Genomic DNA, 21,976 nt, shown 5'->3' with positions numbered 1-21,976 from the left:
GGCGACCACCCAAAGGAGCAAACGATGAAGACGAGAACCAATGCGGCGATGACCTTCCTGGCTTTGGCCGGCCTGCTCGGCGCCGCCACCGCCCAGGTCCAGGCCCAGGACGACGACATGCGGCAGGGCTGGAAGGGCGGCCACGGCCACGGCATGCGCCTGGAACGCGCCGACGCCGATCGGAGCGGCGACCTCACCTTCGAGGAATATGCCGCCACGATCGACGCCAGGCTCGCCAATGCCGATGCGGATGGCGACGGCCAGATGACGGTCGGCGAAATCGCCGACGAGATCGTGCGCATCCGCGCCGAACGCCAGGCACGGCGCCTGATCCGGCGTTTCGACGTCAATGGCGACGGCGCGCTGACGGCGGACGAGATCGAAAATCGTCAACGCAAGATGTTCGCGCTTCTCGACCGTAACGATGACGGCGTGATCGACCGGTCCGAGATGCCGCGGCGCGGCAAGGGCCATCACCGCCGGCACCGCCCGCAGTAGCCAAGAGAATGCCCGGGAGCCCCCCGACTCCCGGGCATTGCCGTGGCCCCCGCCACCGGCGGCCTCACGCCGCCATCTTCAGTTCCGCGACCGGTATGCGCACCGATACGATCGTGCCCCGGCCCTGGGTCGATTTGATCTTCAGCGAACCGCCGTGCATTTCGGTGAGCGAGCGCGAGATCGCCAGGCCGAGCCCCGAGCCGCGATGGCTCTTGGAAAACTGGTTTTCGACCTGTTCGAACGGGCGCCCGAGCTTTTTCAGCGCGTCGCGCGGGATGCCGCAGCCATTGTCCTCGATCGACAGCACCAGCGCGCCGCCGGCCTTGCGCGCCCGCACGCTGATGCGTCCGCCTTCGCCGGTGAACTTGACCGCGTTGGACAGCAGGTTGAGCGCGATCTGCTTGACGGCCCTGCGGTCGGCGTGAAGCGTCGTGGCCTGGGCGATATTGGTCTCGATCTCGATCGCCTTTTCCGAGGCCTGAACCGAAATCACCCGCACCGCCTCCGACATCAAGGCGGCCAGTTCGATCTCCTCGCGCTGCAGCGAGAACTGACCGGCCTCGATCTTGGACATGTCCAAAATGTCGTTGATCACGCCCAGCAGGTAGTTGCCGCTGGCGTGAATGTCGCGGGTATATTCTTCGTAGCGCTCCGAGCCGAGCGGTCCGAACAGGCTCGACTGCATCAGTTCCGAAAAGCCGATGATGGCATTGAGCGGCGTGCGCAGCTCGTGCGACATGTTGGCCAGGAATTCCGATTTCGCCCGGTTGGCGGCCTCGGCGCGCTCGGTTTCGCGCATATATTTCCGGTTGAGGTCGACCAGCTCGCGGGCACGTTCTTCCTCCGCCCGGCGGGCGAGGCTCAAATCGTGGATCGTCGCCATCAGCCGGCGCTCGCTTTCCACCAGCTTTTCCTGGTGCAGCTTCAACTGTGTGATGTCGGCGCCGACCGAGACCGTGCCGCCGTCCTTGGTGGGAAGCTGGTTGACCTGCAGCCAGCGCCCGTCGGCCAGTTGCCGCTCGTAGGTCGCCCCGCCGCCGCGCCCCTGCGGGCTCGCCAGTTTGCGCTCGAAGGCGTAGCCGTTCATGCTTGCCTCGAGATTGGGGCGCGACGTGCCCGAGACCACCTGCGAGGCCGACAGGCCCATCTGCTCCTGGAATTTGGTGTTGCACATCACCAGCCTGTCGTTCGGATCCCACAGCACGAAGGATTCGGATATGCTTTCGATGGCGGTGCGCAGCCGCATGTCGGCCTGTTCGGACTGGCGTGCCAGATTGTGCTGCTCGGTGACGTCGACGGCGATGCCGATCAGGTGGACGTCGGCGGAATCGGGGTCGATCACCTGGGCGCGCGCCCGCATCCAGACCCAATGGCCCTTGGCGTGGCGCATGCGGAAGATCTGGTCGATCTGGTCGACTTCGCGCGAGACGATGCGGTTTGCAATGCCGAACAGGTCGCCGTCGTCGGCGTGGATGATCCCGGCGACGTCGCCGAAGGACAGCATGTCCTCGCACGGCTCGTAGCCGAGCATGTCGTACATCGAGCGCGACCAGTACATCTTGCCGCGGCCCATGTCCCAGTCCCACAATCCGCAACGTCCGCGCACCAGCGCCAGGTCGATGCGCTGGTGCGCTTCGTTGTAGATGCGGTCGGCGGCCTGGGCGCGGGCGGCCTGGCTGAAATAGGCGTAAAGCACGACGATCAGCACGCCCGACGTGATCACGAACAAGGTAACGTTCAGCGACACGGCGCGGCGCCATTCGGCCAGCATCGTCTCGCGCGGCAACAGCGCGGCGGTGGCGCCGCGATTGTCGGCAAGCAGCCTGACGGTGGCAAGCCACGGCTCGCCGCCGATCGTCACCGGCATCACGCCCGCCCGCTCGCCGAACAGAAACAGCGGCTGGCCGGCCGAAATCAGCTCTTCCAGCGACTGTCCCGTCCACGACAGCAGTTCCGGTGTCGCGGCCACCACCTGGAAGCGTCCGTCGGTGATCAGCAGCGCGTGCTGGTTGCGCAGCGCCGCAAGCGGCGCCGAGCGCTCCAGAAAGGCCTGGCTCGGTCCGTGCGGCTGCGGGTCGTGTCGGGCAGCCTCCACGGCGCTGGCGATCTGGGCCGCGCCCAGGCCGAGCGTCATGTGCGCGGTGCGCTCGATATCCTCGCGCCACGACATCAGCGACGTCGCCCGCGCCGCTGCCACGATGACGAGAAAGACAATGATGAGGGTAGGGATCGAACGACGCAGATAGGGCTCGGCGGCGATCAGCCGTTCATAGGCGGGGGCCGCGATGATGCGCGCGTTTCCCGAAAGTCCGCGCATCGGTCGACGGCGCCCCGTTCGCCGCGCAAAAATATCCGCCTCGGGCGCGCTACGCGCGTCCGTCTCCGCCATAGGCTTCTCGCCTCTCAATGTCCCCGAAAAGATCCGGCTACGCCGCACGCCCGAATCGCTATTAAAGAATCAAACGCGATTCGCCTTGTCCAGAGCCGGGAGGCGAAATTCGTAAAATTTTAAGGTTTTCGGCCGGGCGATTCGCGCGCTCAGGCGAGTGTCCGCTCGACGATGTCGCGCAGATCGACCGACAGCCCGTCGGCAGAGGCCAGACGCAGCAGCGCCTCGCGCGCCACGGCCTTGCGCTCCGGTTCCAAGGACCGCCAGGATCGCAGCGCCGTTGCCAGCCGCGCCGCGACCTGCGGGTTCTTGCGGTCGACCGCGAGGATGATGTCGCCGAAGAAACGGTAACCTTCGCCGTCGGCGCGATGAAATCCGGTCTGGTTGGCGCTGGAAAAGGTTCCGACCAGGGCGCGCAGCCGATTCGGGTTGGCGACCGAGAAGGCGGGGTGAGCGGCAAGCGCGCGCACCGCTTCGAGCGTTTCCGGCCCGGGCGCGGCCGCCTGGATCTGGAACCATTTGTCGAGCACCAGCGGATCGTCGCGATAGCTGCGCTCGAAATCCGCCAGCGCCTGCATCGTTTCGGCGCTGCCGGCGTGGCGGTTGACGAGCACGGCGAGCGCGGCCGCCCGGTCGGTCATGTTGGTGGCCCCGGCATAGTGTTGCGCCGCCGGCGCGGCGTCGGCACCGCGGGCCGCCAGATAGTCGAGCAGCACGTTCTTCAGCGCCCTGCGTCCTGCGCTTTCGGCGTCGGGGCTGAACGGTCCGGCCTGCGACATCTCAGCGTGCAGCGCCTCGAAGTCGGCGCCATGCGCGTGTGCGATCGCTTGCACCAGCAGGGTCCGTGCCGCCAGGATCGCGTCGGGGTCGATATTGCTGCCCATCTCGCGCGCAATGTCGGCTTCGCTGGGCAATGTCAGCGCTAGCGCCCGATAGGCCGGCTCCAGCGCGTCGTCTGCGGCGATATCGCCGCACAACGCCACCAGATCCTCCGGCAGCACGGCGTCGCGGCCGCCGCGGATATGGCGCGCGCTGCGGATCAGCGTATCGACCAGCAGCGTGTTGAGCGCCTGCCAGCGCCCATAGAGATCGCCGTCGTGGCGCGCCAGAAACAGCCGGTCGGCGCGTTTTTCCTCGACCGACAGCGTCACCGGCGCCGAAAAGCCCCGATTGAGGGACAGCCGCGGCCGTTTCGCGATTCCCCCGAACCGCAGCCTGTGCTTGCGTTTGCGCAAATGGATGACGCCGTCCTTGACGGTCGCCCCCTCGACGTGATCCCAGCCCATATCCGCGCCGTCCGGCCCGACCAGGCCGAAGGCCAGCGGGATATGCATCAGGCGCTTGCGGCTCTCGCCCGGCGTCGGCGGAACCGACTGCTCGATCTCCAGCACCAGTTCCTTGTCGGCGGCCGAATAGCTGGCCTTGGCGGTGACGTTGGGCGTGCCGGCCTGCTGGTACCACAGGAAGAATTGCGACAGGTCCTGGCCGGAGACGTCCTCGAACGCCCTGACGAAATCCTCCACCGTCGCCGCCTCGCCGTCATGGCGCTCGAAATAGAGATCCATGCCCTGCCGGAACGTTTCCGCGCCGACGACGGTGCGGATCATGCGCACGACTTCCGACCCTTTTTCGTAGACGGTCGCGGTGTAGAAATTGTTGATCTCGCGATAGCGGCGCGGGCGCACCGGATGGGCCAGCGGCCCCTGGTCCTCGGGAAATTGATGCCCTTTCAGAAGCCGCACCTCGGCGATGCGCTTGACCGCGCGCGAGCGCTGGTCGGCGGAGAATTCGTGGTCGCGATAGACGGTTAGCCCCTCCTTCAGGCAGAGCTGGAACCAGTCGCGGCACGTGATGCGGTTTCCCGTCCAGTTGTGGAAGTATTCGTGCGCGATGATCGCCTCGATATTGGCGAAGTCGGCGTCGGTGGCGGTGTCTTCGTCGGCAAGCACATATTTGTCGTTGAAGATGTTGAGGCCCTTGTTCTCCATCGCGCCCATGTTGAAGTCGGATACGGCGACGATGTTGAACACGTCGAGATCGTATTCGCGCCCGAACACCGTCTCGTCCCAGATCATCGAGCGTTTCAGTGCGTCCATGGCATAGGCGGTGCGGCCTTGCTTGCCGTGCTCGACATAGATGCCGAGCTCGACCGGCCGGCCCGAGCGCGTGACGAAGCGGTCCTTGACGACCGCGAGGTCGCCGGCGACCAGGGCGAACAGATAGGACGGCTTGGGAAAGGGATCGTGCCAGACGGCGAAATGGCGGCCGTCGGGCAGGGGGCCGGTTTCGCCCGGATTGCCGTTGGACAAAAGCAGGGGCGCCGACCCGCGATCCGCCTCGATGCGCACCGTGTAGACCGACAGGATGTCCGGCCGGTCGAGGAAATAGGTGATGCGGCGAAACCCCTCGGCCTCGCATTGCGTGCAGTAGACGCCGTTGGAGCGGTAGAGCCCCATCAGCGCCTCGTTGCCGGCCGGTGCGAGTCGGGTCGTGACGGTGAGCGTGAAGCTGCGGGCCGCAGGCGGCGCATGCAGGCTCAGCCGGTCTGGAGAAACCGTGTAGTCGTCCCCGGAGACCGGCGCCCCGTCGATTTCGAGCGAGACCAATTCAAGCCCGTCGCCATCGAGCACCAGCGGCGTCTTGGCCGCTCGCGCGCCGTCGCGCCGTTCGATCGACAATTGGGCGACGACGATCGTCCGATCGGGGTCGAGCCGGAAGGTCAGGTCGGTCTCGGGGATAAGATAGTCGCAGGGCCTGTAGTCCTCGAGTTTAAAAACCTGACCGGTATCCGAACGCATGCGCCGACCTTTCCTGGAGCGCGCCCCCGCCGTTGCCGGTTTCGACCTGACGTGGCACAACAAATTCGTTCGCCTGCCCTTTACACGACACGGCGGCTCGACAAAACTGAGGCGTGGCTTACCCCGCCCTGGTTCTCCAAAGCAACGATCGGACTATGACATGACGGTGTTGACGCCGAAATTCGGAATGGGCGCTTCGGTCCTGCGCGTCGAGGACGCCGCCTTCATCACCGGCAAGGGCCGGTACACCGACGATTTTGCGCCCGAGGGCACGCTGCACGGTTACGTGCTGCGCTCGCCGATGGCCAATGCCGGGTTCGAGATCGCTTCGACGGACGCCGCCAGGGCCGCGCCCGGCGTGCACCTGGTGCTGACGGGCGCCGATATCGCCCATCTCAACCCGCTGAAATCGCCGGCCATGCAGCGCCAGCCCGACGGCACGCGCGCGCCGACCCGCGATATTCCGATCCTGTGCCGGGACCAGGTGCGTTATGTCGGCGACGCGATCGCCTTCGTCGTCGCCGAAAGCCGGGCCCAGGCCCAGGACGCCGCCGAGCTGATCGATGTCACCTATGAGGACCGGCCGGCGATCGCCGCCACCGCCGACGCCCTCAACGCCGGCGCGCCGCTGGTGTGGCCCGAGGCCGGGTCCAACAAATCCTTCGAATATCTGCTCGGCGAGCGCGACAAGGCCGAGGCCGCCTTCGCCAAGGCGACGCGCTTTGCCCGTATCGCCTTCCACAACAACCGGCTGGTCTGCAACTATATGGAGCCGCGCGCCGCGCTGGGTGAATGGCATGCGGACGAGGACCGCTTGGTGCTGACCACCGGCTCGCAGGGCGTGCATTCCATGCGCCGCATCATCGCCGAGCAGGTGTTCGCCATGCCGGCCGAGAAGCTGCGGGTGGTGACGCCCGACGTCGGCGGCGGGTTCGGACCCAAGACCTTCGTCTATCGCGAATACCCGCTGGTCCTGGAGGCGGCCAAGCGTCTCGGCCGTCCGGTCAAGTGGACCGGCGACCGGGCGGAGCATTTCATGACCGACGCGCAGGGGCGCGACAATCAGGTCGAGGCGGAAATGGCCATGGACGACGACGGTCGCTTCCTGGGCCTGCGGGTCGCCATCGTCGCCAATATGGGCGCCTACAATTCCCAGTACGGGCCGTTCATCCCGTTTGTCGGCGCCACCATGTCGACCGGCGTCTACGATATCGAGGCCCTCGACGTTTCGATCACCGGCGTGTTCACCAACACCTGCCCGGTCGACGCCTATCGCGGCGCCGGACGGCCGGAAGCCGCCTTCTTGTTGGAAAAGCTGGTCGACGAATGCGCGCGCGAGATCGGGCTGGCGCCCGACGAGATCCGGCGGCGCAATTTCATCCGCCCGGAGCAGTTTCCCTATCGTACCCAGACCGGGCGTCTTTACGATGTCGGCGAGTTCGAGGGCCATATGGACCAGGCAATGGAGCGGGCCGACTGGACCGGCTTTGCCGCGCGCGCGGCCGACTCGCGTGCCCGTGGCCGGCTGCGCGGGATCGGCATGGCGACCTATATCGAGGCCTGCGCCTTCGCCGGCTCCGAGCCGGCCCATGTCGAGTTGAACGGCGACGGCACGGTGACGCTCAGGATCGGCACCCAGTCGAACGGGCAGGGGCATGCCACCGCCTATGCGCAATTCGTGTCGGAAAAGCTCGATCTGCCGATCGACCGTATCACGGTGCATCAGGGCGACACCGACGCGCTTGCCGCCGGCGGCGGCACCGGCGGTTCGCGCTCGATCCCGCTCGGCGGGGTGTCGGCCGCGCGCGCCGGCGAGGATCTTGCCGGCAAGATCCGCAAGATCGCCGCCGACGAGCTGGAAGCGGCCGCCGCCGACATCGAACTCGTCGATGGCACGGCGCGCATCGTCGGCACGGACCGGTCGATGGACTTTGCCGCGATCGCCAAGGCGGCCAGCAAGCCCGAGGACTTGCAGGGCATGGGCGAGTTCGTCCAGGACGAGGCCACCTATCCGAACGGCACCCATATCTGCGAACTCGAAATAGAGCCGCAAACGGGCGACGTCGAAATCCTGGCCTACACCATCGTCGACGATTTCGGCGCCACGGTGAACCCGCTGCTTCTGGCCGGCCAGGTCCATGGCGGCGTGGTTCAGGGTGCGGGCCAGGCCCTTGTCGAAGACACTGTCTACGCCGAGGACGGCCAGCTCATCACGGCGAGCTTCATGGACTACGCCATGCCGCGCGCGGACGACGTGCCGTCCTTTTCCTTCGAGACCCGCAACGTGCCGTCGACCACCAATGCGCTCGGCATCAAGGGGGCCGGCGAGGCCGGCACTATCGGCGCCACACCGGCGGTGATGAACGCCGTCACCGACGCGCTTTATCGCGGCTACGGCATCCGCCATATCGACATGCCGGCCACGCCGTCGCGTGTCTGGCAGGCGATCAAGGACGCTGCCACGGCGTGAGTCCGCTCCCGGACGACGACGACGACCGAAGACCGCTCACCGGGATCACGCTCAAGATCGCCTCGGTGTGCGCCTTCGTCGCCATGTCGACCTTCATCAAGGCGTCGGGCGAGGTGCCGCCCGGCCAGACCGTGTTCTTCCGTTCGCTGTTCGCCGTCATCCCGGTGGTGGCGGTCATGGCCTTTCGCCGGGAGCTGGCCGTCGCCTTCCGCACCAGCCGGCCGCTCAGCCACGTCGCGCGCGGTGTCGTCGGCGTCATCGCCATGGGGCTGGGCTTTTTCGCCCTGACGCGTCTGCCGCTGCCGGAATGGATCGCCATCAACTACGCCCAGCCGCTGATCGTGGTCATGCTGAGCGCGCTGGTGTTCGGCGAGACGGTGCGCATTTTTCGCTGGAGCGCGGTGATGGTCGGGCTGGTCGGGGTCACCATCATTTCATGGCCCAAGCTGACGCTGTTGTCGTCGGGCGCCGAACTGGGCCGCGGCGAGGCGCTGGGCGTGCTGGCCGCCCTGGTCGGCGCGGCGGTTTCGGCGGTCGCCATGCTGCTGGTGCGTCGGTTGGTCAAGACGGAGGGATCGCCGACGATCGTGTTCTGGTTTTCCATCACCGCCACCGTCGCCGGACTGCTGACGCTGCCCTTCGGCTGGGCGGCACTGACGCCGTTGCAGGCCGTCATGCTGGTGATGGCGGGGCTGTGCGGCGGCATCGGCCAGATCCTGATGACGGAAAGCTATCGCCATGCCGACATGTCGACCATCGCCCCGTTCGAATACACCTCCATGCTGCTCGGCATCGCCATCGGCTATACGGTTTTCGGCGACGTTCCCACCATTCACGTCATGGTCGGCGGGACGATCGTCGTCGGCGCGGGCCTGTTCATCATCTGGCGCGAGCATCGGCTCGGCCTGGAGCGGGGTGCTGCCCGCCGGGTGACCCCGCCGCAGGGCTGAGCGCGTCACGAGGCCGTGCCGTTCGTCCACCCGGCAGCGAGCGCGCGCAGGATTTCGCCGGAGCAGGCATCGGCGGGAAAAAACGATTCGATCGCCAGTTCCGACAACGATATGTCGAGCGGCGTGCCGAAGACGGTGATCGTCGAAATCAGCGACAGCACGTTTTCGCCGATCTTAAGCTTCAGCGGAACCGCCACCAGCGGACCGTCCGGCTGAGGCCGTTCCGGCCGTTCACGCGCGGGCGCCGGATAGCCCCGCAATTCGTGTTCCAGCGTCGCAAGCCCTGCGTCGGCCACGGTTTCGTTGAGACGGCGCAGGCGTTCCAGAAGGTGGTCGCGCCATGCGACGAGATTGACGATACGCGGCGCGAGCCCGCCCGGATGCAGGCTGAGCCGCAGCACGTTGACGGGCGGCTCCAAGAGAGCGGGATCGGCAACGGCCTGTAGAAACGGCGCGATCGCCCGGTTGGCCTTGACCAGGTTCCAGTGGCGATCGACGGCGATCGCGGGAAACGGCTCATGGCCTTTCAGCACCTGCTCGACGGCGGCCATTGCCTGGCCGAGCGCGGGATCGTCGAGCCGACGCTCGGTGAAACCCGGCGCATAGCCGGCGGCCAGCAAGATGCGGTTGCGCGCGCGCAGCGGCACCTCCAGCCGTTCGGCCAGATGCAGCACCATGTCGCGCGAGGGCGTGGCGCGACCGCTTTCCACGAAACTCAGATGGCGCTGCGATATCTCGGCCTCGAGCGCGAGGTCGAGCTGGCTCATCCGCCTGCGGGTGCGCCATTCTCGGATCAGACCGCCGACGGTCGGCGAGGGTTTGGTGCTCATACCCGATAGATAGCCGAGCACGGCGCGCAATCCCATTACCTTGCGGGTAATCGCCAGCAACACGATCCCGCGCCATGCTTCCTCCAGTCGGGCGCAGACGCCTCACAAAGGCCATGCCGCCGGCCAGCTCGCATCAAGGAGATTTGCCATGACCGTCGCCATCACACCCTTACTGCGCAACGCGCTTTATCTCGACGCCGCCGTCAGCGGCGCGGCCGGCCTGTTGATGGCCGGCGGCGCGGGGGTGCTGTCGCCGTTGCTCGGCCTGCCGCAGCCGCTGTTGTTGTGGGCGGGTCTGGTGCTCATTCCTTTCGTCGCCATGCTGGTCTTCACCGCCCGCAAGGAGCGGGTGCCGCGCCTGCTGATGATCGACATTGTCGCTCTCAACGCGCTGTGGGTTGCGGCGAGCCTCGGCATGCTGGTCGCCGGCCTGGTCGAGCCGAGCCTGCTCGGCATCGCCTTCATTGCCGCCCAGGCGCTCGCCGTTGCCGGCTTCGCTGGGCTGCAGGCGGCGGCTGTGCGCGCGGCCGGAGCGCAACGCGTCTGATCGCGGCCCGGTCTCCGGGCGAGGTCGGGCGTGAAACGGAGGGAAAGGCCGATGGTGCATGAGGATGCGCGACGCTGGATCGACCGCGTGCTCGCCGGCTCGCCGGTCGCACGCGGGATCGGTCTGCGGTTCACGACGATCGAGCCGGACCGGATCGTCGCCACGCTTCCCTTCGGACCCGACCGGGTAACCCTCGACGACCTTGTCCATGGCGGCGTCATCGCCACGCTGATCGACATTGCCGGCGCGGCCGCGGCCGCGTCGGGGATCGGCGACGGCGTTGCCGGCGGGGCCACCGCGACCATGAGCATCGCCTATCTCGCGCCGGCGCGCGGTTGCGACCTCACGGCCGAGGCGGTCGTGATTCAGCGCGGGCGCATCCAGACCGTGACCGATGTCTCGGTGCGCGACCCGTGCGGGCGGGCGATTGCCAAGGGCATCGTCACAAGTCGCCTCTTCTTGCGCAAAAAGGCTGCGGGGTGAGGGGCTGGGCCTGTATCAGAACCCGACGGCGGCCAGCAGGACGCAGCCGCTCATGAACGCGATGATCAGCGAGCCGGGCGTCCACAGTGCCGCGCGGATATCGTGGGTCTGGCCAGTGGCATAGGCGGCGAAATGCAGGAGCCGCGTGACGACGTAGCCGTAGAACAGGAGCTGCGCCAGCCAGAGCGGCGGCGTTGTCAACGTGTAGAGAAAGCCGGCGGCCAGGAAGAACGGCACGTTTTCCAGATCGTTCATCTGGATGCGCCGGATGCGCTCGACGCGTTCGTTGGGGTGAAGCTGCGTGGGATCGGGCCGGGGGTTGAGCCGCGTCGGCTTCAGATCTTCCGGGGCGCGCAGCCCGGCATTTTCCTGCTTCATGCGGACCACCGTCAGCCACGACATCGCCACGACCTTCAGGATCATCAGGCTTGCCGCGATCGCGTAGGTGGCAAGGACGGGGTCGGACAGCGACAGCAATTGCATCGTCTCCTCCGAATGTGCGGCCTGCCGTTTCGACCGGCCGTCAGGCGTCGTCCTTCAGCTCCCGCAATTTCAGTTTCAGGGCCAGAAAATCCCGCCAGGCCAGCCGTTTGTGGGCCGGATTGCGCAAAAGATAGGCCGGGTGCAGGGTCGGCATCGTCGGAATTTCGACCCCCGAGGCGGTGATATGCGTGCGCCAGTTGCCGCGCATGCGCAAAATCCCTTCCTGGGTGCGCAGCAGCGCCTTGGTCGATGGGCCGCCGAGCGTGACGAGCACTTTCGGCGCGGCAAGCTCGATCTGGCGTTCGATGAAGGGCCGGCAGATTTCCGTCTCCAGCGGCGTCGGCGTACGGTTGCCGGGCGGGCGCCACGGGATCACGTTGGCGATATAGGCCTTGCCGCGGTCGAGGCCGATCGCGGCCAGCATTCGGTCGAGCAGCTTGCCCGAGCGCCCGACGAAGGGCAGGCCCTGAATGTCCTCCTCGCGTCCAGGCGCCTCGCCGACCAGCATCACCTCGGCGGCGGGGTCGCCATCGGAAAACGCCAGGTTCTTGGCGGTGAATTTCAGATTGCAGCCGTCGAAATCCGCCAGCAAGTCTCGCAAATCCTCCAGCGAGCCGGCGCTGCGCGCAAGCTCGCGCGCCCGTTCGGCCTGGCGTTCGTCGGGAACCGCCGCCGATACCGGCCCGGTCGGCGGGCGCGGCGCGGCCGGCACCGTGCGCGCGGGCGCGGCCTGGCGCGGGGGCGCCGGCGCGTCGCGGTCGCCGACGGCGGGTTCGGCCGGTTGCGGGGGCGCCGGCTGTTTCGGGGCCAGGCGGTTGACGGGCTCGTCCTCCAGCGCCTCGTCGGCGCCGCTGTCGGCATAAAAGAAAAGCAGTTCGCGCAGGTCGCTCACGCCGTCACCTTGTCCTTGCTCGCCGATCAGTAGAGCTTTCGCGCCGCGATGAAAACGGTCTGCGTTGTCTCATGACAGCGGGATGCGTGGATCCTGGACCAGAAAGAAGGTCAATTTCGGCGTAAAATCCGAAATCAGGAAGCCGAAATCGGTCTGTTTGCCGGGATCGACGGTGCCTTCTGTGAAAAGCAGCCGGTCATAAGGTTCGAAATCGCGCTGGTGACGGGAAAATCCGCCGGAAAACACCGTGTCCCGTGCGGTGTCGCGCTGGTTGAAGGACAGTCCGTCGCCGAACACGCTCGGCTGCCCGAGTCTTTCTTGAAGCTCGAACTCGAATTCGGTCCAGGCAAGTCCGCTGGCGTTGCGCGCCACCACGACCAGCCTGAGGAAGCCGTTGGCGAACTTGCCGTCGAAACTGTAGAGCCGGATCGGCGCCTCGGCCCGGATCACCAGCGTCACCGGGCTGGCGGAATAGAATTCCTGCGTCAGCACGACCGGATCGTCGCGCGTGCCGACGCCGCGGGCCGACAAGATCCTGAAACCGCCCAACTCGTCGGAAAAGGAATAGGCGCCGGCGCGCCAGCGTTTGCCGTCTTCCGCCGCGGCGGGCAACGCCAGGGCGGTCAGCCACAAAAGGGCGGCAAGCCGACGAACCAGTCGCATGGCCGCGCGCCGTTTGCGTGCCGTATCCATCGCTAAAGTATGCCCGACTTTGCGGCCCGGGCAAGGCGGCGCGTCGGCTTGGCATATTTTGACGTTTACGTTAAGGTAACTAAATAGATGCGCGAAACAGCGGCGCTGTGTCGCCATCGCGGTTTCTTTCGTTCGTGCCGGCACTAAGGTATGGCGAAGCGAGCTTTTTTGTGACAGGCGATGGCCGCAAGGATAGTGCCGCGCGCGCCGATTTGGAGGAGTGAATGAGCGAAGCCGAACGCGAAAGCATGGAATTCGACGTGGTGATCGTCGGCGCTGGGCCGGCGGGACTGTCCGCGGCGATCCGTTTGAAGCAGCTCAATTCCGACCTGTCCGTCGTCGTTCTCGAGAAGGGCGGCGAGGTCGGCGCCCATATTCTCTCCGGCGCCGTGGTCGACCCGGTTGGCATCGACAAGCTGTTGCCGGACTGGCGCGACGATGCCGAACACCCCTTCAAGACGCCGGTGACCGACGACCAGTTTCTGCTTCTGGGGCCGGCGGGGTCGGTCCGTCTTCCCAATTTCCTGATGCCGCCGCTGATGAACAATCACGGCAACTACATCGTTTCGCTCGGCAATGTCTGCCGCTGGCTGGCCGGCCGCGCCGAGGCGCTCGGCGTGGAAATCTATCCCGGTTTCGCCGCCGCCGAGGTGCTCTACGACGATGCCGGCGCCGTCATCGGCGTGGCCACCGGCGACATGGGCGTCGAGCGCGACGGCAGCAAGGGGCCGAACTACGCGCCGGGCATGGCGCTGCTGGGCAAATACACGCTGATCGGCGAGGGCGTGCGCGGCTCGCTCGCCAAGCAGCTGATCGCCAAGTTCGACCTCGATCGCGACAGCGAGCCGCAGAAATTCGGCATCGGGCTCAAGGAACTCTGGCAGGTCAAACCCGAAAACCACAAGCCGGGCCTGGTCCAGCATTCCTTCGGCTGGCCGCTCGACAAGCAGACCGGCGGCGGTTCGTTCCTCTATCATCTGGAAGACAATCTGGTCGCGGTCGGTTTCGTCGTCCACCTGAACTACAAGAACCCCTACCTGTCGCCGTTCGCCGAGTTCCAGCGTTTCAAGACGCATCCGGCCATTCGCGACACGTTCGAGGACGCCAAGCGCGTCTCCTACGGCGCCAGGGCGATCACCGAGGGCGGGTTCCAGTCCGTGCCCAAGCTCGTCTTCCCGGGCGGCGCGCTGATCGGCTGCTCGGCCGGCTTCGTCAACCTGCCGCGCATCAAGGGTTCTCACAACGCGGTGCTGTCGGGCATGATGGCGGCCGAAAGCGTCGCCGAGGCGTTGGCCGCCGGCCGCGCCGGCGATGCGCTTACCAGCTATGACGAGACCTGGCGGGCGAGCGAGATCGGCCGCGACCTGAAGAAGGTGCGCAATGTCAAGCCGCTCTGGTCGCGCTTCGGGCTCTATCTCGGCGTCGGCCTCGGCGGCTTCGACATGTGGCTGAACACGCTGTTCGGCTTTTCGCCGTTCGGCACGCTCAAGCACGGCAAGACCGATGCGGCAGCACTCGAGCCGGCCTCCGCGCACAAGAAGATCGACTACCCCAAGCCCGACGGCGTCCTGACCTTCGATCGTCTGTCCTCGGTGTTCCTGTCCAACACCAACCACGAGGAGGACCAGCCGGTCCACCTCCAGGTCAAGGATATGGACCTGCAGAAGGAGTCCGAGTTCGACAAATTCGCCGGGCCCTCGACGCGCTATTGCCCGGCCGGGGTCTACGAATGGGTCGACGCCGACGGCGATTCCGTTGCCGACAAGCCGGGCGCGGCCGGTGCGCGCTTCGTCATCAACGCGCAGAACTGCGTGCACTGCAAGACCTGCGACATCAAGGATCCGAACCAGAACATCAACTGGGTGCCGCCGCAGGGCGGGGAGGGGCCAGTCTACCCGAACATGTGATCCTGGCGCGCCGCGCCGGCCGCGTCAAACACGCCCCGTCACCGGCCGGCCGCGCGCGCGACCGTGGTGGCCGGCGCCGCGTTGGCGGGAGCGTCGAGGACGAAATCCGCCACGACCGGCACATGGTCGGAGCCCGCATCCGCGCCGCGTCGGGTTTGCACGAGCCGGACGCCTTGCCGGGTCATCACATGATCGATCGGCAAGCCGAGCGCCGGCCTGAGCGCCTGCGGCAAGGCATGATATAGCCAGGTGGCGCCGAGGCGCGGCGGCGGCTCGAACCCGCCATCGGCCACGAACCGGCTGAAAAACGCGCTCCACGGCGTGGCGTTGAAATCGCCGGCCAGGATCGTCGGGCCGTCCAGTGCGGCGATCACCGGGGCAAGCCTGGCGGCCTCGGCAGCCTGTCGCGACGGCCACGGCCAGCCGAAATGCACCGCCGCCACGCGAACCGTCGTGCCGCCGAGATCGATGCCGGCATGCGCGAAGCGGCCATTGAGGGTGCAGGCTCGCCGCGCATCGGCAGCAAACGGCCGGCGCGACAGGATCGCCACGCCGCCGACGCCCGCGCTCGCCGCGCAAACAAGTCGGTATGGATAGGCGGCGGCGATCGGCTCGAGCGCCGCGCGCCACCGCGGCGACACCTCGTTGAGGGTGACGATATCGGGGTGCTCGCGGGCGATCAGCGACAGCACCCGTTTGGGATCGGGGTGGTCGAAACGCAGGTTCAACTGCAAAAGCCGGTAGCGCGCCACATCCTGCTGTAGAGTCCCCGCTCCGGCGGCGGCCGGGCTGTGCCAGAACGGGCCCGCCAGCGTCGCCACCGCGGCCAGGATGGCCACCGTCGCCGCGCCGGCCCCGGTCCGGCGGGCGCCGAGCCAGGCCATGACCAGACCCGCGACAACCAGCAGCCCGGCGACATGGAGGCGCAGATGCGCGAAGGAATCGAACGCCGGGTGCAGCGCGCCGGCGAAGCCGGCCGCCAGCGCCAGCGTCAGTCCGAGCGCGGCGGCCATGGAGAGCTTGGCGAGCATGCGTCGCCCACGATGTCGTTTATGCGTCGATCCGGTCATGCCTCGCCTTGAAGCCGGCAAGTGCGGCACGATCATGGTCGCGCCGCGCCACGCTACTGGAAGGCTGTTTCCGAAAAGCTCCTGAGCTTGCGCGAATGCAGCCGCTCGGGCGGCATCTCGGCAAGCTTTTCCAGCGCCCGGATGCCGATGGTCAGGTGCTGGGCGACCTGGCGCTTGTAGAAGTCGGTCGCCATGCCCGGCAGTTTCAACTCGCCGTGCAGCGGTTTGTCCGAAACGCATAGCAGCGTGCCGTAGGGCACCCGGAAGCGGAACCCGTTGGCCGCGATGGTGGCCGATTCCATGTCGAGCGCGATCGCCCGCGACTGCGACAGGCGCTGCACCGGCCCGCGCTGATCGCGCAGTTCCCAGTTGCGGTTGTCGATCGTGGCGACCGTGCCGGTGCGCATGATGCGCTTGAGCTCGTAGCCGGCGAGCCCGGTGACTTCCGCGACCGCCTCCTGCATGGCCACCTGCACTTCCGCCAGCGCCGGGATCGGCACCCACACCGGCAGATCGTCGTCCAGCACGTGGTCCTCGCGCACATAGGCGTGCGCCAGCACGTAATCGCCGAGCGCCTGGGTGTTTCTCAGTCCCGCGCAATGGCCCAGCATCAGCCAGGCATGCGGCCGCAGCACCGCGATATGGTCGGTGATGGTCTTGGCGTTGGAGGGGCCGACGCCGATATTGACCATGGTGATGCCGGAATGGTCGGGCCGGGTCAGGTGATAGGCCGGCATCTGCGGCAGGCGCGGCGCGGCCTGGCCGCTTCCCGGCGCGCTTTCGCCGGCCGCCGTCACCAGATTGCCCGGTTCCACGAAGCTCGTGTAGCCTTCCCCGCCCTTGGCCATCAGCGTGCGCGCATGGGCGCAGAATTCGTCGATATAGAACTGGTAGTTGGTGAACAGCACGAAGTTCTGGAAATGGTTCGCGCTGGTGGCGGTGTAGTGCGACAGCCGGTGCAGCGAATAGTCGACCCGCTGGGCGGTGAACGGCGCGATCGGCAGCGGCTCGCCCAGGCCCAGCTCGTGCGTGCCGTTGACGATATGGTCGTCCGTGCCGTTGAGGTCGGGCACGTCGAAAAGATCGCGCAGCGGCCGCTTGATGCTGTCGGCGACCGCCGCTTCGACATAGGCGCCTTCGCCGAACGCGAAATGCACGGGGATCGGGGTTTCGGATTCGCAGACCGTGACCGGCACGCCGTGATTGCGGATGATCAGCGCCAGCTGGTCGATCAGATAGTTTTCGAACAGGTCCGGCCGGGTGATGGTGGTCGAATATTGCCCCGGTGTGGGCATGTGACCGTAGGCGAGGCGGGTGTCGATCTGGTCGTGGCTCGACACGGTGACGCCGATTTCGGGGTAATAGGCGCGGTAGCGCCGGTCGACCGCGCCGCCGTCGGCGAGGCCGTTGAAGGAGGCGCGCAAAAACGCGGTGTTGCGTTCATAAAGCGCCTTGAGCGCCTGCACCGCCGCCTTGGCGTCGGTAAAGCTCTGGCGGATATAGGGTTCGGGTCGCGCGATCGTCTCGATCGGTTGTGGGTAGATTCGCTTTTCCATATCCCATTATAGAGAGACTTGGCGCGCTCGGGGAGGGGGGCAACGATGTCGCGGCGGTTTATCGCGCCCGGCGCAGCCCGACGACGATCACCAGGCCCGCGCCGCTGGTCGCGTTAATGTCGCCGCCGACCAGAATGGCTTCGTTCCCGCCCTTCGCCGGCATGGCGAGCAGCGGCACGCACAGGGCCGCGGCGAGAAGCGCGAGGCGGGCGCCGGCGGCAAGAGCGGCCGGGAGACGGGCGATGACATCGTTCATGGGGGGCTTTTCCGGACTGGAACTCTACTGGAACTGTTATCTTTATGGACGGCGGCTTCAGCGCGCCGGCGGCGTGCAGACGAGGCCCTGTTCGAACACACACGGGATGAACAGGCCGATTTCGAACGAGCGCGCCGGACGACTGCCTTCGGCGACGAGGATCGAGAAGCCGAACCCGAAAATCAGGATGAGCAGCGAAACGATGGTGAGGCGGCGCGCGAGCATGTGGTTTTCCCTTCTTGCGCCCCCTTGTGCCACCGCCGGCCTGAACCCGCCCTGAGAGCGGCGTTCATCGGCCGTTCATGTGGCCGCGGCGTGGTGGGAAAAAGGCGGCTCGCATGCCTCCGCCCACCATACGCGAAGAAAAACCCCGCCGCGCGGCGACGGGGTTTGCCAAGGTTTTTTCGAGGAGACCGGCGGCGCGCACGGTCATGCCGCCGCGTCGCGGCCCAAAAAGGCTCCAGGCGAAGCGCAAGCCGGTTCGCCATTCGCAAACGCGTTGAACCGATCGGTTAGAGCCGGACTGCGAATCCGCCAAAAAGCAGAGCGGTTCTAAAGTTTTTGCCAGGACTGCGACTGGCACAGCAGCCCGCCGAACACGCAGCCGCTCATCTTCATCGAGGATCCCGACAGCGATGCCTTGCCCGTATAGGTCTTGTCTTCGGCCGGGTCGGTGATCTTGCCCTTGTATTTGCCGTTTCCGGTCGCCTGCATCTTGCCGATCTGCTTGCCCTTGTGGTCGCCGGTCTTCAGCGTGATGCAGAAACTGCCGCCGCATTTGGCGATGCCGGCGGTTTCGCCGGACTGCGTTCTCCAGTTTCCCTCGATCGGATCGGCCAAGGCCGCGCCGACCGACATGATCACGGTGGCAAGGGTGATCGCGAAAAGTCTCTTCATCCGTTTCCTCCCTGGTCGGGCTTCAGCCCCTCGTCTTACGCGAACGTTAACGTAAACCAGCCCGGGCCGCGGCGAAAGCCGTCATGGGGAGGAATTTGCCGCCTGCCGGCGCGCGCAAGATCGCGCCTTGCCGACACGCCCATTCGCGCCCGTGGTTAGCCAAACCTTGCCGGCGGCCATCGGCATTTTAACGACAAGGGCGCCGATTTCCCGGAAATCCGCGGGGTTCGATCGTTAACGAATCCCTTGGTTTACCTCTTGTTTTCATTTCATTTTCTCCAAATTAAGCACGCCATTTAACGACGGATTCAAGCCTCGTCGCCATTCTCGGAACCATCGAAACGGCGGCACACCGAACGCAACCAGGCCGCCACAACGCGACAACAGGGGACTGAAAAATGGCGCGATATGAGATGCTTGAAGCCGGTGCCGGCGACATCGGAAACACGGCCCAGGCCGACATTCTGTTCGAGCTCGGTATGATGTATGCGACCGGTCGCGATTGCGACGTCGACATGGTGGCGGCGCATAAATGGTTCAACATCGCGGCCATCAAGGGCTCGGAGCGCGCCGTGGCGCTGCGCGGCGAGATCGCCGCCTCCATGTCCAAGATGGAAATCGCCCGCGCCCTGCGCGAGGCGCGCGAATGGATGACCATGCATTGAGCCCGGCCATCACGGCCAGGCGGTGCGCGGGGGCGGGGGCTGCCGGGGCGCTGCCGACGACGAAAGCCGCGCTGGCCATTGACGGGCCGACGCGGCTTTCCTGTTTTGGGCCGCGCCTCAGGTGCCCGAAAAGATCTTCAGGCCCAGAATGCCGGCCACGATCAGCGCGATGCAGGTAAGCCTGGCCGCCGTCGCCGGCTCGCCGAACAGCACGATGCCCAGGATCGCCGTGCCGACCGCCCCGATGCCGGTCCACACCGCGTAGGCCGTGCCCACCGGAAGGGTGCGCAACGCCGCGCTCAACAGATAAAAGCTGATCGCCATCGCCGCCACCGTCAGCACGGACGGCACCAGACGGCTGAAGCCTTCGGTATATTTGAGCCCGATCGCCCAGCCGATCTCGAACAGACCGGCAAAAAACAACATCACCCAGGCCATCTGCGGTCCTTTCGATAAGCGAACCGTTCGCCGCGAAGGGCAATCAATCGGCGGCGAAGCGTACCAGTACCGTGCCGTCGGTGACCTGCGCGCCCTCGGTCACGATTTCGGCGATCGTGCCGTCCTGGCCGGCTGCGATGGTGTGTTCCATCTTCATCGCCTCCAGCACCAGCAGCGCCTGGCCTTTCGTGACCCGCTCGCCCTCGGCCGCGCGCGCCACCTTGACCAGCCCCGGCATCGGGGCGCGGATCGTGTCGGTTCCGGCGGCCTGTTCCTCGGCCTCGGCCACCGGGTCGGGGATTGAGAAACTGTGTCCGACCGCGCCCTCGAACACGGTCACGTGGCCGGGCCACAGCGCGACCGCTGCCGAACTGGCATGCAGCGCGTCGAACACGAACTCGTTCTTGGCGCCGAGCCCGACCGCGAAGGCGCCGCCTGGCCGGGCGGTGACGCTGGCCGTGATCTCCTCGCCGTCGCGGACAAGCCGCACGCGCCGGGCGATCGGGTTGAAATGCGCATAACCGGCAAGCGTGTCCCATGGATCGGCCGAGGTCGCGTCGTGCACCGCGCCGGAGGCGGCGAGCGCGGCGCGCGCCACGATCGCCGCGCCGGGCGGAGCGATCGCGGTCAGGGCCTCCTGCTTGCGCGCGATCATGCCGGTGTCGACGTCGCCGGCGGCAAAATCGGCGTCGCCGGCAAGCGCGGCCAAAAACGGGATGTTGACGGTCGAGCCCGCGACCTGGGTTTTTTCGAGTGCCGCGACCAGGCCGCCAAGTGCTGCCGCGCGGTCGGCGCCCTTGGTGATCAGCTTGGCGATCATCGGGTCGTAGAAGGGCGAGATCGCGTCCCCGGCCGCAACCCCGGTGTCGACGCGCACGCTCGTGTCGTCGCCGAGCCGGCGCGGAAACTCCAGATGGTGCAGGGTGCCGATCGCCGGCAGGAAATCGCGCGTGGCGTCCTCGGCATAGATCCGCGCTTCGAAGGCGTGGCCGTCGAGCCGGATTTCCTCCTGCGTCTTGGGCAGGGTCTCGCCGGCGGCGACGCGCAACTGCCACTCGACCAGGTCGACGCCGGTCACCATCTCGGTGACGGGATGCTCGACCTGCAGTCGCGTGTTCATCTCCATGAACCAGAACCGGTCCGGCCTGAGCCCGTCCGAGGCGTCGACGATGAACTCGATCGTGCCGGCGCCGCTATAGTCGATCGCCATCGCCGCCTTCACCGCCGCCGCGGTCATGGCCGCGCGCATCTCGGCGGTCATGCCCGGTGCGGGCGCCTCCTCGATCACCTTCTGGTGACGGCGCTGGGCCGAGCAGTCGCGTTCGTAAAGATGGACCGCATGGCCGTGATTGTCGCCGAACACCTGCACCTCGATATGGCGGGGTTTTTCGACATATTTTTCGATCAGCACCCGAGGATCGCCGAAGGCCGCCTTGGCCTCGCGCTGCGCGGCCGCCAGCGCCTCGGCGAAATCGGCCGGGTCGTCGACGCGGCGCATGCCCTTGCCGCCGCCGCCGGCGCGCGCCTTGATGAGCACCGGATAGCCGATCTCCTTGGCCTTGCCGGCCAGAAGCACCAGCGCCTGGCCGTCGCCGTGATAACCCGGCACGACCGGCACCCCGGCCTTTTCCATCAGCCGCTTGGCGGCGTCCTTCAGGCCCATGGCGCGGATCGAATCGGCCGACGGGCCGATGAACACCAGCCCGGCGGCGACCACCTGGTCGACGAAATCGGGATTTTCCGACAGGAAGCCGTAGCCGGGATGGATCGCCTCGGCGCCGGTCTCGCGCGCCGCCTCGATGATCCGGTCGCCGACCAGATAGCTTTCCGCCACCGGCGCGGGGCCGATCGCCACCGCCTCGTCGGCCATCGCCACATGCATGGAGCGCCGGTCGGCCTCGGAATAGACCGCGACCGTCTTGACGCCGAGGCGCCGGGCGGTGCGGATGACGCGACAGGCGATTTCGCCGCGATTGGCGATCAGAATCTTGGAAAACATTCATCCTCCACGAAAGGCGCCGAACGACCCGCCGGTTAAGCCATGTCCGGGCGGCCAAGTCCAGCCGGCGCCGGCGCGGGAAGCTTGCCAAATCGGGCCGTTTGTGAACAGTGCCTGTCACTGCACCCCGTCGAACCGAACGGCAAAGAGGATCA

General features: G+C 66.7%; 20 protein-coding genes. 7 read left to right on the top strand and 13 right to left on the bottom strand.

The window, feature by feature from the left end:
• Window positions 1–24: 24 nt before the first annotated feature.
• The gene (locus C7T96_RS09625) at window positions 25–498 is read left to right on the top strand and encodes an acid-shock protein (protein ID WP_238720009.1); all 474 of its coding nucleotides are present in this window, start codon (window positions 25–27) and stop codon (window positions 496–498) included.
• Window positions 499–562: 64 nt separating this feature from the next.
• On the opposite strand, the gene C7T96_RS09620 is transcribed toward C7T96_RS09625, so the two are convergent.
• Together C7T96_RS09620 and pepN are read right to left on the bottom strand one after the other, a co-directional pair.
• Window positions 563–2,887 carry an ATP-binding protein gene (locus C7T96_RS09620; RefSeq protein ID WP_106571019.1) on the bottom strand — a complete coding sequence of 775 codons (2,325 nt, stop codon included), beginning with the start codon at window positions 2,885–2,887 and terminating at the stop codon, window positions 563–565.
• Between the two features lie 149 nt (window positions 2,888–3,036).
• Window positions 3,037–5,685, bottom strand: a complete 2,649-nt coding sequence (pepN, locus tag C7T96_RS09615) for an aminopeptidase N (protein ID WP_106571018.1) — start codon at window positions 5,683–5,685, stop codon at window positions 3,037–3,039.
• A 160-nt stretch (window positions 5,686–5,845) separates the two neighbouring features.
• Between pepN and C7T96_RS09610 the strand changes: the two genes are divergently transcribed.
• A complete protein-coding gene (locus C7T96_RS09610; RefSeq protein ID WP_106571017.1) occupies window positions 5,846–8,155 on the top strand; it encodes a xanthine dehydrogenase family protein molybdopterin-binding subunit in 2,310 nt (769 codons plus the stop codon).
• Complete coding sequence (locus C7T96_RS09605) at window positions 8,152–9,105, top strand: DMT family transporter (RefSeq protein WP_106571016.1); 954 nt, start codon at window positions 8,152–8,154, stop codon at window positions 9,103–9,105. The genes C7T96_RS09610 and C7T96_RS09605 overlap by 4 nt, the downstream gene beginning before the upstream one ends.
• 5 nt (window positions 9,106–9,110) lie before the next feature.
• Here the strand turns inward: C7T96_RS09605 and C7T96_RS09600 are convergent, their stop codons facing one another.
• Window positions 9,111–9,935, bottom strand: coding sequence for a helix-turn-helix transcriptional regulator (locus tag C7T96_RS09600; protein ID WP_106571410.1), 825 nt, complete (start codon window positions 9,933–9,935; stop codon window positions 9,111–9,113).
• A gap of 148 nt (window positions 9,936–10,083) precedes the next feature.
• Here C7T96_RS09600 and C7T96_RS09595 point away from each other — a divergent pair, with 148 nt between their 5' ends.
• Window positions 10,084–10,482 carry a hypothetical protein gene (locus C7T96_RS09595; RefSeq protein ID WP_106571015.1) on the top strand — a complete coding sequence of 133 codons (399 nt, stop codon included), beginning with the start codon at window positions 10,084–10,086 and terminating at the stop codon, window positions 10,480–10,482.
• Window positions 10,483–10,533: 51 nt separating this feature from the next.
• The gene (locus C7T96_RS09590) at window positions 10,534–10,965 is read left to right on the top strand and encodes a PaaI family thioesterase (protein ID WP_106571014.1); all 432 of its coding nucleotides are present in this window, start codon (window positions 10,534–10,536) and stop codon (window positions 10,963–10,965) included.
• A 15-nt stretch (window positions 10,966–10,980) separates the two neighbouring features.
• Here the strand turns inward: C7T96_RS09590 and C7T96_RS09585 are convergent, their stop codons facing one another.
• The 3 genes from C7T96_RS09585 to C7T96_RS09575 all read right to left on the bottom strand — a co-directional run bounded on the left by C7T96_RS09585 (window position 10,981) and on the right by C7T96_RS09575 (window position 13,003).
• A complete protein-coding gene (locus C7T96_RS09585) occupies window positions 10,981–11,448 on the bottom strand; it encodes an MAPEG family protein (protein WP_106571013.1) in 468 nt (155 codons plus the stop codon).
• A 40-nt stretch (window positions 11,449–11,488) separates the two neighbouring features.
• A complete protein-coding gene (locus tag C7T96_RS09580) occupies window positions 11,489–12,340 on the bottom strand; it encodes a uracil-DNA glycosylase (protein WP_199190442.1) in 852 nt (283 codons plus the stop codon).
• Window positions 12,341–12,409: 69 nt separating this feature from the next.
• On the bottom strand, window positions 12,410–13,003 hold the full coding sequence (locus C7T96_RS09575; RefSeq protein WP_238720019.1) for a hypothetical protein: 594 nt from the start codon (window positions 13,001–13,003) through the stop codon (window positions 12,410–12,412).
• 254 nt (window positions 13,004–13,257) lie between these two features.
• Between C7T96_RS09575 and C7T96_RS09570 the strand changes: the two genes are divergently transcribed.
• Entirely contained in the window at window positions 13,258–14,940 is a 1,683-nt protein-coding gene (locus C7T96_RS09570) for an electron transfer flavoprotein-ubiquinone oxidoreductase (RefSeq protein ID WP_106571011.1), read from the top strand.
• Between the two features lie 38 nt (window positions 14,941–14,978).
• On the opposite strand, the gene C7T96_RS09565 is transcribed toward C7T96_RS09570, so the two are convergent.
• From C7T96_RS09565 to C7T96_RS09550, 5 genes are all read right to left on the bottom strand, one after another.
• On the bottom strand, window positions 14,979–15,971 hold the full coding sequence (locus tag C7T96_RS09565; protein ID WP_106571010.1) for an endonuclease/exonuclease/phosphatase family protein: 993 nt from the start codon (window positions 15,969–15,971) through the stop codon (window positions 14,979–14,981).
• A gap of 92 nt (window positions 15,972–16,063) precedes the next feature.
• Window positions 16,064–17,566, bottom strand: coding sequence for an AMP nucleosidase (locus C7T96_RS09560; RefSeq protein WP_106571009.1), 1,503 nt, complete (start codon window positions 17,564–17,566; stop codon window positions 16,064–16,066).
• Between the two features lie 58 nt (window positions 17,567–17,624).
• Window positions 17,625–17,822, bottom strand: a complete 198-nt coding sequence (locus C7T96_RS09555) for a hypothetical protein (RefSeq protein ID WP_106571008.1) — start codon at window positions 17,820–17,822, stop codon at window positions 17,625–17,627.
• 57 nt (window positions 17,823–17,879) lie between these two features.
• Entirely contained in the window at window positions 17,880–18,047 is a 168-nt protein-coding gene (locus C7T96_RS24160) for a hypothetical protein (protein WP_164749965.1), read from the bottom strand.
• Window positions 18,048–18,374: 327 nt separating this feature from the next.
• Window positions 18,375–18,719 (bottom strand): DUF2147 domain-containing protein, encoded by a 345-nt coding sequence (locus C7T96_RS09550; protein ID WP_106571007.1) that lies wholly within the window; start codon window positions 18,717–18,719, stop codon window positions 18,375–18,377.
• Window positions 18,720–19,117: 398 nt separating this feature from the next.
• Here C7T96_RS09550 and C7T96_RS09545 point away from each other — a divergent pair, with 398 nt between their 5' ends.
• On the top strand, window positions 19,118–19,384 hold the full coding sequence (locus tag C7T96_RS09545) for a sel1 repeat family protein (RefSeq protein WP_106571006.1): 267 nt from the start codon (window positions 19,118–19,120) through the stop codon (window positions 19,382–19,384).
• A gap of 117 nt (window positions 19,385–19,501) precedes the next feature.
• Here the strand turns inward: C7T96_RS09545 and sugE are convergent, their stop codons facing one another.
• Together sugE and C7T96_RS09535 are read right to left on the bottom strand one after the other, a co-directional pair.
• Window positions 19,502–19,822: a quaternary ammonium compound efflux SMR transporter SugE gene (sugE, locus tag C7T96_RS09540; RefSeq protein ID WP_106571005.1), complete on the bottom strand. Its 321-nt coding sequence runs from the start codon at window positions 19,820–19,822 to the stop codon at window positions 19,502–19,504.
• 43 nt (window positions 19,823–19,865) lie between these two features.
• Window positions 19,866–21,821: an acetyl/propionyl/methylcrotonyl-CoA carboxylase subunit alpha gene (locus C7T96_RS09535; protein WP_106571004.1), complete on the bottom strand. Its 1,956-nt coding sequence runs from the start codon at window positions 21,819–21,821 to the stop codon at window positions 19,866–19,868.
• Window positions 21,822–21,976 lie beyond the last annotated feature (155 nt).

Source organism: Nitratireductor sp. StC3 (assembly GCF_003015025.1).
Lineage (GTDB): Bacteria > Pseudomonadota > Alphaproteobacteria > Rhizobiales > Rhizobiaceae > Mangrovimarina > Mangrovimarina alexandrii.
The sequence above is the reverse complement of the archived record's forward strand: the minus strand, read 5'-3'. Positions and strand labels throughout refer to the sequence as shown.

Excerpts from the sequence above, each read along its gene's own strand:
- C7T96_RS09535 (WP_106571004.1), bottom strand. The coding sequence starts at position 21,821 with ATGTTTTCCAAGATTCTGATCGCCAATCGCGGCGAAATCGCCTGTCGC.
- C7T96_RS09550 (WP_106571007.1), bottom strand. The coding sequence starts at position 18,719 with ATGAAGAGACTTTTCGCGATCACCCTTGCCACCGTGATCATGTCGGTC.
- C7T96_RS09570 (WP_106571011.1), top strand. The coding sequence starts at position 13,258 with ATGAGCGAAGCCGAACGCGAAAGCATGGAATTCGACGTGGTGATCGTC.
- C7T96_RS09545 (WP_106571006.1), top strand. The coding sequence starts at position 19,118 with ATGGCGCGATATGAGATGCTTGAAGCCGGTGCCGGCGACATCGGAAAC.
- C7T96_RS09595 (WP_106571015.1), top strand. The coding sequence starts at position 10,084 with ATGACCGTCGCCATCACACCCTTACTGCGCAACGCGCTTTATCTCGAC.
- C7T96_RS09555 (WP_106571008.1), bottom strand. The coding sequence starts at position 17,822 with ATGAACGATGTCATCGCCCGTCTCCCGGCCGCTCTTGCCGCCGGCGCC.
- C7T96_RS24160 (WP_164749965.1), bottom strand. The coding sequence starts at position 18,047 with ATGCTCGCGCGCCGCCTCACCATCGTTTCGCTGCTCATCCTGATTTTC.
- C7T96_RS09560 (WP_106571009.1), bottom strand. The coding sequence starts at position 17,566 with ATGGAAAAGCGAATCTACCCACAACCGATCGAGACGATCGCGCGACCC.
- sugE (WP_106571005.1), bottom strand. The coding sequence starts at position 19,822 with ATGGCCTGGGTGATGTTGTTTTTTGCCGGTCTGTTCGAGATCGGCTGG.
- C7T96_RS09565 (WP_106571010.1), bottom strand. The coding sequence starts at position 15,971 with ATGCTCGCCAAGCTCTCCATGGCCGCCGCGCTCGGACTGACGCTGGCG.
- C7T96_RS09625 (WP_238720009.1), top strand. The coding sequence starts at position 25 with ATGAAGACGAGAACCAATGCGGCGATGACCTTCCTGGCTTTGGCCGGC.
- C7T96_RS09600 (WP_106571410.1), bottom strand. The coding sequence starts at position 9,935 with ATGAGCACCAAACCCTCGCCGACCGTCGGCGGTCTGATCCGAGAATGG.
- pepN (WP_106571018.1), bottom strand. The coding sequence starts at position 5,685 with ATGCGTTCGGATACCGGTCAGGTTTTTAAACTCGAGGACTACAGGCCC.
- C7T96_RS09610 (WP_106571017.1), top strand. The coding sequence starts at position 5,846 with ATGACGGTGTTGACGCCGAAATTCGGAATGGGCGCTTCGGTCCTGCGC.
- C7T96_RS09590 (WP_106571014.1), top strand. The coding sequence starts at position 10,534 with ATGGTGCATGAGGATGCGCGACGCTGGATCGACCGCGTGCTCGCCGGC.
- C7T96_RS09585 (WP_106571013.1), bottom strand. The coding sequence starts at position 11,448 with ATGCAATTGCTGTCGCTGTCCGACCCCGTCCTTGCCACCTACGCGATC.
- C7T96_RS09620 (WP_106571019.1), bottom strand. The coding sequence starts at position 2,887 with ATGGCGGAGACGGACGCGCGTAGCGCGCCCGAGGCGGATATTTTTGCG.
- C7T96_RS09575 (WP_238720019.1), bottom strand. The coding sequence starts at position 13,003 with ATGCGACTGGTTCGTCGGCTTGCCGCCCTTTTGTGGCTGACCGCCCTG.